We start from the raw sequence: 16,955 nt of genomic DNA on the forward strand, positions 1-16,955 counted from the left end.
GAAGCGCCACCGGGCTTTTTTACTTCCGCTCCCCCGCCACAAAATCCTCCACCTCACCCGCCCACTCTGCGGGATATAGCCCTTCAAGCACATCCCGATGAAACGTTGAATAGGGCCAGTCAATGACTTTGCTGACATAGCCATGCTTCAGCGGGTTGATGTAGACGTAATCCCTATGCCGCCGGTAATCCTGTTCATTGCGAATGGTGTGTTCCCAGAAACGCGGTTGCCAGACGTGGCGCATCTCTATGCTGCGGCTGAACGTTTTTTTGATGTCGCGCCAGCGCGCCGAAAAGTCACTGTCCCCTTCCGGTAAGGTCCAGATACAGTGCATATGTTCAGGCAGGACAACCCAGGCGTTAATGGTGAAGGGCTTAGCACGCTTAACCGCGGCGGTAGCGGAACGCAGGCTTTCGATGTGGCGAGTAAGCAAATCGCTCTGGCGGTTTTGCAAATTGACGGTGAAAAACCAGGTCCCACCGGGGATGTAATGGCGGCGGTAGTTTGACATGTGAACTCCCTGTTCATTTGCCGGGTGGCGGCTACGCCTTACCCGGCCTACAAAAGCCGTTCCTGTAGGCCCGGTAAGCGCAGCGCCACCGGGCTTTTTCTTACCGCTTCGCGGTTAACTCGGCTATGCGCACAATCACCTGCACCGCTTTCTCCATCCCTTCCAGCGTCACGAACTCATGCTTGCCATGGTAGTTATACCCGCCGGTAAACAGATTCGGGCACGGCAGGCCCATAAACGACAGCTGCGAACCATCGGTTCCACCCCGGATCGGCTTCATCACCGGCTCGATGTCACAATCGCGCATCGCCTGCCGGGCGATATCCAGAATGTGCGGATGCTCCACCACCTTCTCGCGCATATTGTAATAGCTGTCTTCAATGATGAGCTCAATATAGCAATCCGGATGCAGCCCCTTGCCGACTTTTTTCGCGATCTCCATCATCTTACGCTTGCGCGCCTCAAAGGCTTTGCGGTCAAAATCGCGGACAATATAGTGCATCTGCGCGCTGTCCACGGTCCCCTTGATGCTGGTCAGATGATAAAAACCCTCATACCCTTCCGTCATCTCCGGGCTCTCTTCGGCGGGAACTTCCGCATGAATACGCGCGGCCAGCGACAGCGCGTTCACCATCACCCCTTTCGCAGAGCCCGGGTGGACGTTATTCCCGACAATTTTGATCGTCACCGATGCTGCATTAAAGTTTTCATACTCCAGTTCGCCCACGCCGCCGCCGTCGACGGTGTACGCCCACTGAGCGTTAAACGCCTCAACGTCAAAGTGTTTCGCGCCCTTACCCACCTCTTCATCCGGCGTGAAGGCGACGCGGATATCGCCGTGCGGGATATTTTGTCCCTTCAGCACCGCCAGCGCCGTCATGATTTCGGCGATACCCGCTTTGTCATCGGCGCCCAGCAGGGTCTTGCCATCGGTGGTAATTAACGTCTGCCCCAGCAGCTGGTGCAGCACCGGGAACATCACCGGCGACAGCACTTCGTCACCAATCCCCAGCGCGATATCACCGCCGCGGTAGTTTTCTACAATCTGCGGATTAACGTGTTTACCGCTAAAATCAGGTGAGGTATCGACATGAGAAATAAAGCCAATCGCCGGGATATCGCCCTCAACGTTGGCCGGCAGCGTTCCCATCACAGTACCTTTTTCGCTCAGCGTGACGTTGACCAGCCCCATGGCCTCAAGCTGCTCTTTCAGCAGGTTGAGCAGCTTCCACTGGCCTTCGGTGCTTGGCACCTGTCGGACACCCGGCTTAGATTGGGTATCCAGCGAAACGTAATGTAAAAAACGCTCAAGTAGTTTATCCATGCAGTCACCCTCACTTTTTGTGACAACATTATCAGTAAGCAGCAAAACGCAAATATTGCGTCAGGTCACTTTTATCCCGCAAACGAGAACTTTTTACGTTTATATCGTTCTGCGTTAATAAATGTAGCTTATGAATAAGTGAGAAGGATTGGCGATTCAATGGGTTTACCGTAGAATGTCCGCCCTCATTACGAGTCACCAAGGTGGTTACACACAAACCCCGCTTCAGTCTGCTGCCTGAGGCGTCTATATGGGACAGCGCGAAAATTGAATACACAACCCCGTTCCCTTTCACCGCTGGTGCAACTGGAACGAATTCGTAAAAGTTTTGATGGCAAAGATGTCATTTCCGACCTGAATCTGACCATCAATGACGGTGAGTTTCTCACGCTGCTTGGCCCCTCCGGCTGCGGCAAAACCACCGTCCTGCGCCTTATCGCCGGGCTGGAAAGCGTCGATAACGGCCACATCCATCTTGAGAACCAGGACATTACCCAGGTTCCTGCCGAAGATCGCCACGTCAATACCGTCTTTCAGAGCTATGCCCTGTTCCCGCACATGACCGTGTTTGAGAACGTGGCGTTTGGCCTGCGGATGCAAAAAACAGCGGCCAGCGAGATCCCGCCCCGCGTCACCGAAGCCCTGCGTATGGTGCAGCTGGAAGAGTTTGCCCAGCGAAAGCCGCATCAGCTATCCGGCGGACAGCAGCAGCGCGTGGCCATTGCCCGCGCCGTGGTCAACAAACCGCGCCTGCTCCTGCTGGATGAATCCCTCTCTGCGCTGGACTACAAGCTGCGCAAGCAGATGCAGAACGAGCTGAAAGCGCTTCAGCGTAAGCTCGGCATCACGTTCGTGTTTGTTACTCACGATCAGGAAGAAGCCTTGACCATGTCGGACCGTATCGTGGTGATGCGCGACGGCAAGATCGAGCAGGACGGTACGCCGCGTGAAATTTACGAAGAGCCGAAAAACCTGTTCGTCGCCAGCTTCATTGGTGAAATCAATATTTTCAACGCCACGGTGATTGAGCGTCTTGACGAGCAGCGCGTGCGCGCCAACGTGGAAGGCCGCGAATGCAACATCACGGTGAACTTTGCCGTGGAAAAGGGACAAAGGCTCAACGTCCTGCTGCGCCCGGAAGATCTCCGCGTCGATGAGATCCACGACACGGCTGACGCCGAAGGTCTGATCGGTTACGTTCGCGAACGCAACTATAAAGGCATGACCCTCGAATCCGTGGTCGAACTGGAAAACGGCAAAATGGTGATGGTCAGCGAGTTCTTCAACGAGGACGATCCGGACTTCGACCACTCGCTGGATCAGAAGATGGTCATCAACTGGGTAGAAAGCTGGGAGGTTGTACTGGCTGATGAAGAACACAAGTAAGTTCCAGAATGTGGTGATTGCCACGATCGTCGGTTGGCTTGTGTTGTTTGTCTTTCTACCCAACCTGATGATCATCGTAACCAGCTTCCTGACCCGCGACGACGCGAACTTCGTCGCGATGGTCTTTACGCTGGACAACTACGCGCGCCTGCTCGATCCGCTCTACTTTGACGTGCTGCTGCACTCGCTCAATATGGCGCTGATTGCCACCGTTGCCTGCCTGGTGCTGGGGTATCCGTTCGCGTGGTTCCTGGCTCGCCTGCCGCAAAAAGTGCGTCCGCTGCTGCTGTTTTTACTGATTGTGCCCTTCTGGACCAACTCGTTAATCCGCATCTACGGGCTGAAGATCTTCCTCAGCACCAAAGGTTATCTGAACGAGTTTCTGCTGTGGCTGGGGATTATCGATACGCCGATCCGCATTATGTTCACCCCGAGCGCGGTGATCGTCGGCCTGGTCTATATCCTGCTGCCGTTTATGGTGATGCCGCTCTACTCCAGCATTGAAAAGCTTGATAAACCGCTGCTGGAAGCCGCGAGAGACCTGGGGGCCAGCAAGCTGCAAACCTTTATCCGCATCATTATTCCGCTGACCATGCCGGGCATTATCGCCGGCTGTCTGCTGGTCATGCTGCCGGCGATGGGCCTGTTCTACGTGTCGGACCTGATGGGCGGGGCGAAAAACCTGCTGATCGGCAACGTGATCAAGAGCCAGTTCCTGAACATCCGCGACTGGCCGTTCGGCTCGGCCACCAGCATTACGCTGACGGTGGTGATGGGGCTGATGCTGCTGGTCTACTGGCGTGCCTCGCGCTTGCTGAATAAGAAGGTGGAGCTGGAATGATCGGTCGACTGCTTCGCGGTGGTTTTATGACCGCCATTTATGCGTATCTCTATATTCCGATAATCATTTTGATCGTGAACTCGTTTAACAGTTCACGCTTCGGGATCAACTGGCAAGGGTTTACCACCAAATGGTATGGCCTGCTGATGAACAATGACAGCCTGCTCCAGGCCGCGCAGCACTCGCTGACGATGGCGGTGTTCTCTGCCACCTTCGCGACGCTGATTGGCTCGCTGACCGCCGTGGCGCTGTACCGCTACCGTTTTCGCGGTAAGCCGTTCGTCAGCGGCATGCTGTTTGTAGTGATGATGTCCCCAGACATCGTGATGGCCATTTCACTGCTGGTGCTGTTTATGCTGCTGGGCGTCCAGCTCGGTTTCTGGTCGCTGCTGTTCTCGCACATCACCTTCTGCCTGCCGTTTGTGGTGGTGACCGTCTACGCGCGTCTGAAAGGGTTCGACGTGCGCATGCTGGAAGCGGCGAAAGATCTGGGTGCCAGCGAGATGACTATTCTGCGCAAAATCATCCTGCCGCTGGCGATGCCTGCCGTTGCAGCCGGGTGGTTGCTCAGCTTTACCCTGTCGATGGACGATGTGGTCGTATCCTCCTTCGTCACTGGGCCGAGCTATGAAATTCTGCCGTTGAAGATCTACTCAATGGTTAAAGTCGGTGTTTCACCCGAAGTGAACGCGCTGGCGACTATTCTGTTGGTGTTATCGCTGGTTCTGGTCATTGCCAGCCAGGTTATTGCTCGTGATAAAACAAAATCTCAGGGGACACAGAAATGAAAAAAATGCTTGCCGCTGCGGCGCTGGTGCTTGGTATGGGTGCCGCGCACGCTGATGACAGTAAAACGCTCTATTTCTACAACTGGACCGAGTATGTGCCGCCGGGCCTGCTGGAGCAGTTCACCAAAGAGACGGGCATCAAGGTGATCTATTCCACCTATGAGTCGAATGAGACCATGTATGCCAAGCTTAAAACCTACAAAGATGGCGCGTATGACCTGGTGGTGCCGTCGACCTATTTCGTCGACAAAATGCGCAAAGAGGGCATGATCCAGAAGATCGACAAAACGAAGCTAACCCATTTTTCAAACCTCGATCCTGAGATGCTGAACAAACCGTTCGACCCCAACAACGACTACTCCATTCCCTACATCTGGGGTGCGACGGCAATTGGCGTCAACAGCGACGCCGTCGATCCAAAAACGGTTTCCTCGTGGGCCGACCTGTGGAAGCCGGAATACAAAAGCAGCCTGCTGTTAACCGACGATGCGCGCGAAGTGTTCCAGATTGCGCTGCGTAAACTCGGCTATTCCGGCAACACCACCGATCCGAAAGAGATCGAAGCAGCGTATAACGAACTGAAAAAGCTGATGCCAAACGTGGCGGCGTTCAACTCCGATAACCCGGCCAACCCGTATATGGAAGGTGAAGTGAACCTGGGGATGGTCTGGAACGGCTCGGCGTTCGTTGCGCGTCAGGCCGGGACACCGCTGGAGGTTGTCTGGCCGAAAGAAGGCGGGATCTTCTGGATGGACAGCCTCTCAATTCCGGCTAATGCGAAAAACGTGGATGGCGCCCTGAAGCTGATTAACTTCCTGCTGCGCCCGGACGTGGCAAAACAGGTGGCGGAAACCATCGGCTATCCGACGCCGAACCTGGCCGCGCGGAAGCTGCTAAGCCCCGAAGTGGCAAATGATAAATCGCTTTATCCGGACGCTGAAACCATCAGCAAAGGGGAATGGCAGAACGACGTCGGTGACGCGAGCCGCCTTTATGAAGAGTATTATCAGAAGCTGAAAGCCGGTCGTTAATGCATAACGGGCGACGCAAGGTCGCCCGTTACCCTTACAGCCCCTTCAGGAGTTTATCCACAAAGGCCGGCACCACTTCGCTTGCCAGACCGTAATGCTTCTCTTCAAACTCGCTGCCGACCTGGCTTGGCTCCAGATTGAGCTCCACCGTATGGGCACCTTGCAGTCGCGCTTCGTGCACAAATCCCGCCGCCGGATAGACATGGCCTGAGGTACCAATGGCGATAAAGACGTCCGCCATGGCCAGGGCACTGTAGATCTCATCCATTCCCAGCGGCATTTCGCCAAACCAGACCACGTGCGGACGCAGACGCGAAGGAAACTGGCAGCAGTGGCAGCGGTCTTCGTCCAGCACGTCCTCTTTCCAGTCCAGCACCTGACCACTCCATGCGCACCGCACCTTGAGCAGTTCGCCGTGCATGTGAATGACGTTGCGGTTACCGGCTCTTTCGTGAAGATTGTCGATGTTTTGCGTCACCAGCAGAAAACGATCTCCCAGCGCCTCCTCCAGCTTTGCCAGCGCCAGGTGCGCCGCGTTTGGCGCAATCTCCGGCTGCTGAAGCTGGCGACGGCGGGCGTTGTAGAACGCCTGAACCAGCGCCGGATCGCGGGCGAAACCTTCCGGCGTCGCCACATCTTCAACTCGGTGTTCTTCCCACAGCCCGTCCGCCGCGCGGAAGGTCTGAATACCGGACTCGGCGGAGATCCCCGCCCCGGTCAACACCACCACTCTGGGTTTATCCATCGCTTCTGGCATCATCCTGTCTCTGAAAAAGATCCGCTGACGCAGGCGTTCACGTAAGCGGCGTTTATTTTTGCGAAAACGGCTGAGTCGACCCTGGCGACGCGACAGCATAGTAACCTCGTAAACTAATCGGTGAGATGAAGGAATGCGGCTCCGCGCATGCCTCCTGCGTCCCCGTGTCGCGCACGCTCAATGCGCGGCACGCGGGCGACCGGCAATAAATGTCGGGGCAGACGCCCGGACAACTGTTCCGTAATCGCAGTGAAGTTTGACAGCCCACCCCCAATCACCAGCAGATCCGGGTCGACGATGGTCAGGATGTTGCCCAGACACACCGCCAGCAGGTCGAGATAGCGTTCAACGTGCTCTCGCGCCTGTGCATCCCCTTGTTCCCACAAGGTAATGATTTGGGGGGCCTCAAGTTTCTGATGATAGAAGTGTTCATACAGCCATGCAAACCCCCGTCCCGACAGATAGTTTTCAATGCAGCCGTGCTGACCACAGCCGCAGCGGGTAAGCGGGAAATCGCGCCCGACCACGTCCAGCGCGTCCACCGGCAGACGAATGTGGCCAAATTCGCCGGTGATGTAGCTGCGTCCGGTAATGGGCTTGCCGTTAATGACAATCCCGCCACCGACGCCCGTCCCGAGGATCAGCCCCATCACCAGCGGATAGCGACGAAACTCGTCGTCCCAGGCTTCGGAAAGGGCAAAGCAGTTGGCATCGTTGTCTAAACGCACGTCGCGTTCAAGGAGGGCCGAGAGATCGGCGCGCAGCGGCTTGCCGCTGGCAGCGGGAACGTTGGCGGCATACAGCGTGCCGTCGTCGGTTTCGGGCATACCCGGAATTCCAATGCCGACGCTGCCCTTGACGCCAAACCGCTCATCCGCCTGTGCTACCAGCGCGGCGATAGCGGTTAGAAATTCATCGTAACTTTCACGCGGCGTGGGCACGCGCGTTTCCCACCGGAGTGTGAGATCGTTATCAAACACGCCGAGCGCAATCTTAGTGCCGCCAATATCAAATCCGTAATACATGATGCATTCCTCTGCTTGATTCAGCGGCCCAAAGACCGCTAAACCATGACGAAATTACTGGCCACTTAATACCCTCGCCGGATCGATACGGCTTGCGCGACGCGCCGGATACCAGCTTGCCAGCAGACTCAGTAAAAGTGCTGTAACCAGCACATAAATAACGTCCAGCCAGTGCAGTTCAGACGGCAGGAAGTCAATAAAATAGATATCGCCGGACAGGAACTGATGGCCGATAAGCTTTTCAATCCCGTTGATAATCGGCGTCAGCTGAAGGGACACCACCACGCCGATGACCACGCCGCAGAGGCTGCCAAACAGCCCCGCCAGCAAACCGTACCAGACGAAAATGGCGCGAATAAGACCGTCTTTTGCCCCTAAGGTACGCAGCACGGCGATGTCGCCGCTCTTATCCTTAACGGCCATGACCAGCGTCGAGACGATATTAAAGCACGCCACCCCAATCACCAGCACCATCGCCAGATACATAATCGCGCGGATCATCTGGATATCGCGGTACATGTAGCCGTAAGTGCCTATCCAGCTTTTGATGTAGACGTAGCTATTGGTCACGCTGCCGGCATCACGCACCAGCTTATTGGCGTTGAAAACGTCGTTAACCTTAATGGCTATCCCCGTCACGCTGTCGCTCATGTCCAGGTACTGACGCGCATCTTCCAGCGGCACCATGGCGAAGCTATGGTCGAGCTGGCCGCTTAGCTGCAAAATACCGGTCACGTGCAGACGCACACGTTTAGGCTGCTGCAATTTGTGGTCGGCGCTGGCGTTCGGGATCATGATCGATACCCAGTCGCCCTGCTTCACCTTCAGCGCGTCGGCAACGCCTTTACCCATGATGATCTGCTGCTCGCCAGCCTTAAAGTTTGCCCATGCGCCATTTTGCACGTAGCGCGGCAGCGCGCTCAGACGCGCTTCCTGACGAGGATTTACCCCTTTCACCTGGATGGCGCGCAGGTTAACCCCGCTCTCCACCAGCCCGGTAAAGTTGATGTAAGGTGCAGCCGCCGCGATGCCCGGCACTTTTTCCACTTTGTTCAGGGCATCCTGCCAGTTGGACCACGGCTGGTTTACCGGCTCGATTTCACCGTGAGGAACAACGGCCAGAATGCGGTTATTCAGTTCACGCTCAAAGCCATTCATGGCGCTTAAGCCGACGATCAACACCGCCACGCCCAGGGCAATGCCGATGGTGGAGATCACGGAGATAAGGGATACCATCCCACTCCGGCGACGACCGCGGCTAAAGCGTAACCCGATGAGTAACGATAACGGTGAAGCCATTACTCCGCTCCCATCAGCGTCAGTTCTGCGTTCAGACGACCGTCGCGCATTTCCAGCTGACGGCCCATCCGCTTAGCAAGCTGCAAATCGTGGGTCACCACCAGAAACGCGGTACCCTGCGCGGCGTTCAGTTCGCCGAGAAGCTGGAAAATGCTGTCTGCGTTACGCGCATCGAGGTTACCTGTCGGTTCATCCGCCAGCACCAGACGCGGGTTGTTGACCAGCGCGCGGGCGATCGCCACACGCTGACGCTCACCGCCGGAAAGCTCGGACGGACGGTGATTACCGCGATGTCCCAGCCCTACCGCGTTTAGCATGTCGCTGGCGCGGGCATTAATTTCCGCCGGTTTCTTTTTACCAATCAGCAGCGGCATCGCCACGTTTTCCAGCGCCGTGAAGTCCGGCAGCAGATGGTGGAACTGATAGATAAAGCCCAGCTCGCGGTTACGCAGTTCGGCTTTCGCCGTTGACGACATTTTACTCAGCGGCTGTCCGGAGAAGATCACATCGCCTTCGGTTGGGGTGTCCAGCCCGCCCAGCAGGTGCAGCAGCGTACTTTTGCCGGAGCCGGAGCTGCCGACAATCGCCATCATCTCGCCTTCACCCACGCTAAAGCTCACATTGTGCAGCACGTCGGTCTGCACAGCGCCTTCCTGATAGCGTTTGGACAGGTTGTCGCACTGCAACAGGATCTTATTCATAACGTAAAGCCTCAGCGGGTTGAGTGGCGGCAGCCCGCCAGGAAGGATAAAGCGTAGAAAGCAGCGCAATGGCCATCGCGGCCAGCGCAATACCGACCACCTGTAGCGGCTCGATAGCCACCGGCAGCGCCGCGCCATCGAGCAGCGCGCCGATGATCGGCATCAGATTGTTGAGCTGGCTGGCGAGCAGCGCGCCCAGCGCCGCCCCGAGCAGCGCACCGATGATGCCGGCGCTGGCGCCCTGAACCATAAATACCGCCATGATCTGGCGCGGGGTCAGGCCCTGGGTTTGCAGAATGGCGACTTCGCCCTGCTTCTCCATCACCATCAGCCCCAGCGAGGTGATGATGTTAAACGCGGCAACGGCCACGATCAGGCTTAGCAGCAGCCCCATCATGTTTTTCTCCATGCGCACGGCCTGGAACAGCTCGCCTTTACGGTCGCGCCAGTCCTGCCATTTCGTCCCTTCCGGTAACGCCTGCTGGCTGAGGGTGTCTACCTTCAGCGGCGCGTCAAGCCACAGACGCCAGCCGGTAATATTGCCCGCCGGGTAGCGCATCAGACGCGAGGCGTCCTGAATGTTCACCAGCATCTGGTAACCATCGACTTCGCTGTTCGCCGCAAACGTGCCAATCACGTTGAACAGGCGCTGGCTTGGCAGACGCCCCATCGGCGTAAACTGGCTGGCTGAGGGCACCATCACGCGCAGCCGATCGCCACGGTTAACGCCAAGCTGCCCGGCCAGCTGCTCGCCGAGGATGACGTTATATTTACCCGGTTCGAGGTCGGTTTGCTTCACGTTAACCAGAAACGGCGTCAGCGGATCTTTTTGTGCCGGATCGATACCGAGCATCACCCCGACCGCCACGCTGCGGGCGCTTTGCAGCACCACATCGCCCGTTGTAAGGGGCGCAACGCGGGTGACACCCTGTAACTTCACCGCGCTTTCCGGCAGCTGTTGCGGGTTAACGGAACCCTGAGTGGAAGAGAGAACGGCCTGCGGCATCAGCCCCAGGATATTGTTTTGCAGCTCGCGCTCGAAGCCATTCATGACGGAAAGCACCGTCACCAGTGCCATCACGCCAAGCGTAATGCCAATAGTCGAAAGCCAGGAGACAAAGCGACCGAAGCGGTCCGCGGCGCGCCCACGCATGTAACGTAAGCCTATGAAGAGTGCGACAGGTTGATACATGAAATCCGTCTGTTTGCTGATAGCAGACCCACGAGTATATAAGCGAATCCGTTAAGCGTAAATGACTGAAACCGTAAGATTCGGTAATCATTTTTCCGAAAAATTCAGATAAATCATCATGCTACTGACCGTTCTTCCGCCAGACAGCCTCCACCTTTTCCGAAAATCGTCCTGATACAGACTGTTACCCGTTACATCAGGGCTTCATTTTACAACAATCGGCGTTTCGTTTTTGGCAACAAGGTCGTCACGCACCATGAAACAAAAAGCATTATGGATTAACCAGATAAAAGGCCTGTGCATCTGCCTGGTGGTAATTTACCACTCGGTGATCACCTTTTATCCTCACCTGGACGGGCTACAGCATCCGCTATCAGGCCTTCTCGCCAAATGCTGGGTCTACTTTAACCTTTACCTCGCCCCGTTCCGTATGCCGGTATTTTTCTTCATCTCCGGCTATTTGATCCGCCGATACATTGACGAGGTGAACTGGCGTACCAGTCTCGACAAGCGCATCTGGAGCATCGTCTGGGTGCTGGCGCTGTGGGGCGTACTGCAATGGCAGGCGCTGACCCATCTGAACGCCTGGCTCGCCCCCGAGCGTGAACTGGCAACCTCCTCCAATGCGGCCTACGCCGATTCCGTTTCAGGGTTTGTGCTGGGGATGCTCACGGCCAGCACCAGCCTGTGGTATCTGTACGCGTTAGTGGTCTACTTCACGCTCTGTAAACTGCTGAGCCGCTGGAAACTGCCGATGCTGGGAATTCTGGCGCTGGCAAGCGTCGCAATTAATTTCCTGCCGCTGCCGTGGTGGGGAATGAACAGCGTCGTGCGCAATATGATCTACTACAGCCTCGGCGCATGGTACGGCGCGCAGCTGATGGCGTGGATGAAAGGGCTGAATCTGCGCCGCAGCTGGCTGGCACTCATTGCCTCTGCCGCGCTGTCCGTGGTGCTGTGGTTCGCTAACATCCCTCTGCCGCTCTCTCTGCTGTCGATCGTGGTCATCATGAAACTTTTCTACAGCATTGAGCAGCGTTATGCCGTTCACCCCAATAATCTGCTGAACGTCATCGGGTCGAACACTATCGCGATTTACACCACCCACCGCATTTTAATTGAGGCGTTTAGCCTGATCCTGATCGGCGAAATGAATGCGGCGTACTGGCCTGTCTGGGCTGAACTTGCGTTGATTCTGGTCTATCCGTTTATCAGCCTGCTCGTCTGCACGCTGGTCGGGCTGGGGGCTCGTAAGCTCTCCACCGCTCTCTTTGGCGATTTTTTCTTCTCCCCACCCGCGCGTGTTTCAGCCGTGCCCGCTACCCGCTAACCTGCCCCGCCCCCGTCCGGGGGCTCTTTTCCTCTTGTGCGGTTACGATTTGCTAATGCAAAACGATCGAGGATAATAAAGACATTGCGTATCAGTGATATGCCCCAATACTGTTGGTATATCCCCAAGAGACTCTGACATAGCCATGCCTGAACACTATCGTTATTCCCTGCCTGTTAAACCAGGCGATCAACGCCAGCTCGGCGAACTGACGGGCGCGGCCTGCGCCACGCTGGTGGCGGAAATTGCCGAGCGGCATCCTGGGCCGGTGGTGCTGGTTGCCCCGGACATGCAAAACGCCCTGCGCCTGCACGATGAGATCCGCCAGTTCACCGACAGCCTGGTCTTCAGCCTGGCCGACTGGGAAACGCTTCCCTACGACAGTTTCTCTCCGCACCAGGAGATTATCTCCTCGCGCCTGTCGACGCTGTACCAGCTTCCCACCATGCAGCGCGGCGTGCTGATTGTGCCGGTGAATACCCTGATGCAGCGCGTTTGCCCGCACAGCTACCTGCACGGCCACGCGCTGGTCATGAAAAAAGGCCAGCGCCTGTCGCGCGATGCCCTGCGCGTGCAGCTGGACGGCGCTGGCTATCGTCATGTCGACCAGGTGATGGAGCACGGCGAGTACGCGACGCGCGGCGCGCTGCTGGATCTCTATCCGATGGGCAGCGATCAGCCGTATCGTCTGGATTTCTTCGACGACGAGATCGACAGCCTTCGCGTGTTCGACGCCGATACCCAGCGCACGCTGGAAGAGGTGGAATCCATTAACCTGCTGCCCGCCCATGAGTTCCCGACGGATAAAACCGCCATCGAACTGTTCCGCAGCCAGTGGCGCGACAGGTTCGACGTGAAGCGTGATGCTGAACATATTTATCAGCAGGTCAGCAAGGGCACCCTGCCGGCCGGGATCGAATACTGGCAGCCGCTGTTCTTTAACGAGCCGCTGCCGGCGCTGTTCAGCTACTTCCCGGCAAACACGCTGATTGTGAATACCGGCGACATCGACGCCAGCGCCAGCCGCTTTGAAAGCGAGACGCGCGCCCGCTTTGAAAACCGGGGCGTGGACCCGATGCGTCCGCTGCTGCCGCCGGAAATGCTGTGGCTGCGTACCGATGAGCTCAACGCCGAGCTGAAACGCTGGCCGCGCATGCAGCTCAAAACCGACTCGCTTGCCGATAAGGCGGCGAACACCAATCTCGCGTTCCGGACGCTGCCCGATCTGGCCGTCCAGGCGCAGCAGAAATCCCCGCTGGATAATCTGCGCAAGTTTCTTGAGTCCTTTACCGGACCGGTGGTGTTTTCCGTTGAAAGCGAAGGTCGCCGTGAAGCGCTGGGTGAACTGCTGGGACGGATTAAGGTCGCACCAAAACGCATTCTGCGGCTGAGCGAGGCGACCGGTAACGGTCGTTACCTGATGATCGGCGCCGCCGAGCACGGATTCATTGATACGCTCAATAACCTGGCGTTGATTTGTGAAAGCGATCTGCTGGGCGAACGCGTGGCGCGCCGTCGTCAGGACAGCCGTCGCACCATCAACCCGGACACCCTGATCCGCAACCTGGCCGAGCTGCATCCCGGCCAGCCGATCGTGCACCTGGAACACGGTGTGGGTCGCTATCAGGGTATGACCACCCTCGAAGCCGGTGGCATCAAAGGTGAATACCTGATGCTGACCTACGCCAACGACGCCAAACTGTACGTGCCGGTGTCGTCTCTGCACCTGATCAGCCGCTACGCGGGCGGTGCCGAAGATAACGCGCCGCTGCATAAGCTGGGTGGCGACGCCTGGTCACGCGCGCGGCAGAAAGCGGCGGAAAAAGTGCGCGACGTGGCCGCCGAGCTGCTGGACATTTACGCCCAGCGAGCGGCCAAAGAGGGTTATGCGTTTAAGCATGATAAGGAGCAATACCAGCTGTTCTGCGACAGCTTCCCGTTTGAAACTACGCCGGATCAGGCTCAGGCCATCAACGCGGTGCTGAGCGACATGTGCCAGCCGCTGGCGATGGACCGTTTAGTTTGTGGCGACGTGGGCTTCGGTAAAACCGAGGTGGCGATGCGCGCCGCTTTCCTGGCGGTTGAGAACAACAAGCAGGTGGCGGTGCTGGTGCCGACCACCCTTCTTGCCCAGCAGCACTTTGACAACTTCCGCGACCGCTTCGCCAACTGGCCGGTGCGTATCGAAATGTTGTCCCGCTTCCGCAGCGCCAAAGAGCAGACGCAGATCCTGGAGCAGGCAACCGAAGGCAAAATTGATATCCTGATCGGTACCCACAAGCTGCTGCAAAGCGACGTGAAGTGGAAAGATCTGGGCCTGTTGATTGTCGACGAGGAGCACCGTTTCGGGGTGCGCCATAAAGAGCGCATCAAAGCGATGCGCGCCGACGTCGACATCCTGACCCTCACCGCAACGCCGATCCCGCGCACCCTGAACATGGCGATGAGCGGCATGCGCGATCTGTCGATTATCGCCACCCCGCCGGCGCGCCGTCTGGCGGTGAAAACCTTCGTGCGCGAGTATGACAATCTGGTGGTGCGCGAGGCGATCCTGCGCGAAGTGCTGCGCGGCGGCCAGGTTTACTATCTCTACAATGACGTCGAAAATATCCAGAAAGCCGCCGACAGGCTGGCAGAGCTGGTGCCGGAAGCGCGCATCGCCATCGGTCACGGCCAGATGCGCGAGCGCGAGCTGGAGCGGGTGATGAACGACTTCCACCACCAGCGCTTCAACGTGCTGGTGTGTACCACCATCATTGAAACCGGGATCGACATTCCGACGGCAAACACGATCATCATCGAGCGCGCGGATCACTTCGGTCTGGCCCAGCTGCACCAGCTGCGCGGCCGCGTCGGGCGTTCGCACCATCAGGCCTACGCGTGGCTGCTGACGCCGCATCCGAAGGCGATGACCACCGACGCGCAAAAGCGTCTGGAAGCCATCGCCTCGCTGGAAGATCTGGGCGCGGGCTTTGCGCTGGCGACGCACGATCTGGAGATCCGCGGCGCCGGTGAGCTGCTGGGTGAAGACCAGAGCGGCTCCATGGAAACTATCGGTTTCTCGCTGTATATGGAGCTTCTGGAAAATGCCGTCGACGCGCTTAAAGCCGGACGTGAACCGTCTCTGGAAGATCTCACCAGCCAGCAGACCGAAGTGGAGCTGCGCATGCCTTCCCTGCTGCCGGACGACTTCATCCCTGATGTCAACACGCGACTGTCGTTCTACAAACGCATTGCCAGCGCGAAAAGCGAAGGCGAGCTCGAGGAGATCAAGGTTGAGCTGATTGATCGTTTCGGCATTCTGCCGGACGCGGCGCGCAACCTGCTGGATATCGCCCGGCTGCGTCAGCAGGCCCAGAAGCTGGGGATCCGCAAGCTCGAAGGCAACGAGAAAGGCGGCATGATTGAATTTGCCGAGAAGAACCACGTCGACCCGATGTGGCTGATTGGCCTGCTGCAAAAACAGCCGCAGCATTTCCGTCTTGATGGCCCGACGCGTCTGAAATTCACCCAGGATCTGACAGAGCGTAAAACACGCATGGACTGGGTGCGTAACTTTATGCGCCAGCTGGAAGAGAACGCTATCGCTTAAATGATTGCCCCCGCCAGCGTTCGGCTGGTGGGGGACAATTTACAAACTCTTTGCACTTCGCCCAATCTTCCCGACTATACATTCGCCATACTTATCATTAACGCCTTATAAAACAATAACCTTATCATTTGTATGGATTATGATAATGATGACCTCTTCGCGTTTTACCCGCTGGATCACGCTGTTTGCGCTGGCCGCAGCGGTTGCCGTTGCGCTGCCCGCGCGCGCTAATACCTGGCCTCTTCCGCCTGCTGGCAGCAACGTCGTGGGCCAGAACCGCTTCCATGTCGTTGAAAATGATGGCGGCTCGCTGGAAGCAATTGCCAAAAAATATAATGTCGGGTTCCTGGCGCTGTTGCAGGCCAACCCGGGCGTTGACCCCTATGTGCCCCGGGCCGGCAGCGTGCTGACGATTCCACTGCAAACCATTCTCCCGGACGCGCCGCGTCAGGGCATTGTGATTAATCTCGCCGAGCTGCGTCTGTATTACTACCCGCCGGGCAAGAATGAAGTCACCGTCTACCCTATCGGTATCGGCCAGCTGGGGGGCGATACGCTTACCCCGACCATGGTCACCACCGTCTCTGATAAGCGCGCCAATCCTACCTGGACGCCGACGGCAAACATTCGCGCCCGCTATAAAGCACAAGGTATCGATCTGCCCGCTGTGGTTCCCGCTGGCCCGGACAACCCGATGGGGCACCACGCGATCCGCCTGGCGGCCTACGGTGGGGTTTATCTTCTGCACGGCACGAATGCGGATTTCGGGATCGGGATGCGCGTCAGCTCCGGCTGTATTCGCCTGCGCGATGACGACATCAAGACGCTGTACAGCGTGATTACCCCTGGCACGAAAGTGAATATCATCAACACGCCGATTAAGGTGTCTGAAGAGCCGGGTGGCGTCCGTCTGGTTGAGATCCACCAGCCGCTGTCGAAAAACATCAATGACGATCCGCAGACGCTGCCTATTAATCTGAATGCGGCTATGGTGAGCTTTAAAACAAACGCCAACACCGATGGCGCGGTGATGGAGCGGGCGATGGAAGCGCGCTCGGGAATGCCGACCAACGTCACGCGGCATCATGAGATTGCGCAACAGTCGATGTAAACCAGTCATAACGACAAACGCCCTGCATGAGCAGGGCGTTTTTTATTGCAGTGGCATAACGGAGGGT

Annotated in this window: 14 protein-coding genes; 7 read left to right on the top strand and 7 right to left on the bottom strand. The window is 57.3% G+C overall.

The genetic code is table 11. The features are described 5' to 3' along the window. Window positions 1–19 precede the first annotated feature (19 nt). Together E0L16_RS13800 and pepT are read right to left on the bottom strand one after the other, a co-directional pair. Window positions 20–511: an REP-associated tyrosine transposase gene (locus E0L16_RS13800; protein WP_131637169.1), complete on the bottom strand. Its 492-nt coding sequence runs from the start codon at window positions 509–511 to the stop codon at window positions 20–22. 100 nt (window positions 512–611) lie between these two features. Continuing rightward, on the bottom strand, window positions 612–1,835 hold the full coding sequence (pepT, locus tag E0L16_RS13805) for a peptidase T (RefSeq protein ID WP_063866386.1): 1,224 nt from the start codon (window positions 1,833–1,835) through the stop codon (window positions 612–614). A 237-nt stretch (window positions 1,836–2,072) separates the two neighbouring features. On the opposite strand from pepT, the gene potA reads away from it, so the two are divergent. From potA to potD, 4 genes are read left to right on the top strand one after another with little or no spacing between them, the layout of a single operon-like run. Continuing rightward, window positions 2,073–3,221, top strand: coding sequence for a spermidine/putrescine ABC transporter ATP-binding protein PotA (gene potA / locus E0L16_RS13810; protein WP_165498414.1), 1,149 nt, complete (start codon window positions 2,073–2,075; stop codon window positions 3,219–3,221). After that, window positions 3,205–4,062, top strand: coding sequence for a spermidine/putrescine ABC transporter permease PotB (gene potB / locus E0L16_RS13815; RefSeq protein WP_063449041.1), 858 nt, complete (start codon window positions 3,205–3,207; stop codon window positions 4,060–4,062). The genes potA and potB overlap by 17 nt, the downstream gene beginning before the upstream one ends. Beyond that, window positions 4,059–4,850: a spermidine/putrescine ABC transporter permease PotC gene (potC, locus tag E0L16_RS13820; RefSeq protein WP_015570805.1), complete on the top strand. Its 792-nt coding sequence runs from the start codon at window positions 4,059–4,061 to the stop codon at window positions 4,848–4,850. Before potB ends, potC begins: the two co-directional genes overlap by 4 nt. Then, window positions 4,847–5,881 carry a spermidine/putrescine ABC transporter substrate-binding protein PotD gene (potD, locus tag E0L16_RS13825; RefSeq protein WP_063449042.1) on the top strand — a complete coding sequence of 345 codons (1,035 nt, stop codon included), beginning with the start codon at window positions 4,847–4,849 and terminating at the stop codon, window positions 5,879–5,881. Before potC ends, potD begins: the two co-directional genes overlap by 4 nt. 34 nt (window positions 5,882–5,915) lie before the next feature. Here potD and cobB read toward each other — a convergent pair whose 3' ends face one another. From cobB to lolC, 5 genes are read right to left on the bottom strand one after another with little or no spacing between them, the layout of a single operon-like run. Next, the gene (gene cobB / locus E0L16_RS13830; RefSeq protein WP_063449043.1) at window positions 5,916–6,737 is read right to left on the bottom strand and encodes a Sir2 family NAD+-dependent deacetylase; all 822 of its coding nucleotides are present in this window, start codon (window positions 6,735–6,737) and stop codon (window positions 5,916–5,918) included. A 14-nt stretch (window positions 6,738–6,751) separates the two neighbouring features. Continuing rightward, window positions 6,752–7,663 (bottom strand): N-acetylglucosamine kinase, encoded by a 912-nt coding sequence (gene nagK / locus E0L16_RS13835; protein WP_131637170.1) that lies wholly within the window; start codon window positions 7,661–7,663, stop codon window positions 6,752–6,754. 54 nt (window positions 7,664–7,717) lie between these two features. Continuing rightward, the gene (gene lolE, locus E0L16_RS13840) at window positions 7,718–8,962 is read right to left on the bottom strand and encodes a lipoprotein-releasing ABC transporter permease subunit LolE (RefSeq protein ID WP_107535132.1); all 1,245 of its coding nucleotides are present in this window, start codon (window positions 8,960–8,962) and stop codon (window positions 7,718–7,720) included. Next, the gene (lolD, locus tag E0L16_RS13845; RefSeq protein WP_032624471.1) at window positions 8,962–9,663 is read right to left on the bottom strand and encodes a lipoprotein-releasing ABC transporter ATP-binding protein LolD; all 702 of its coding nucleotides are present in this window, start codon (window positions 9,661–9,663) and stop codon (window positions 8,962–8,964) included. Before lolD ends, lolE begins: the two co-directional genes overlap by 1 nt. Further along, window positions 9,656–10,855, bottom strand: coding sequence for a lipoprotein-releasing ABC transporter permease subunit LolC (gene lolC, locus E0L16_RS13850; RefSeq protein ID WP_107535131.1), 1,200 nt, complete (start codon window positions 10,853–10,855; stop codon window positions 9,656–9,658). The genes lolD and lolC overlap by 8 nt, the downstream gene beginning before the upstream one ends. A 256-nt stretch (window positions 10,856–11,111) precedes the next feature. Between lolC and E0L16_RS13855 the strand changes: the two genes are divergently transcribed. From E0L16_RS13855 to ldtC, 3 genes are all read left to right on the top strand, one after another. Then, entirely contained in the window at window positions 11,112–12,185 is a 1,074-nt protein-coding gene (locus tag E0L16_RS13855; protein ID WP_131637171.1) for an acyltransferase family protein, read from the top strand. Between the two features lie 145 nt (window positions 12,186–12,330). Beyond that, on the top strand, window positions 12,331–15,777 hold the full coding sequence (mfd, locus tag E0L16_RS13860; protein ID WP_102749694.1) for a transcription-repair coupling factor: 3,447 nt from the start codon (window positions 12,331–12,333) through the stop codon (window positions 15,775–15,777). 145 nt (window positions 15,778–15,922) lie between these two features. Next, the gene (gene ldtC, locus E0L16_RS13865; protein ID WP_131637172.1) at window positions 15,923–16,888 is read left to right on the top strand and encodes a L,D-transpeptidase LdtC; all 966 of its coding nucleotides are present in this window, start codon (window positions 15,923–15,925) and stop codon (window positions 16,886–16,888) included. Window positions 16,889–16,955: the final 67 nt, after the last annotated feature.

This window comes from Enterobacter quasihormaechei, assembly GCF_004331385.1.
Classification (GTDB): Bacteria; Pseudomonadota; Gammaproteobacteria; order Enterobacterales; family Enterobacteriaceae; genus Enterobacter; species Enterobacter quasihormaechei.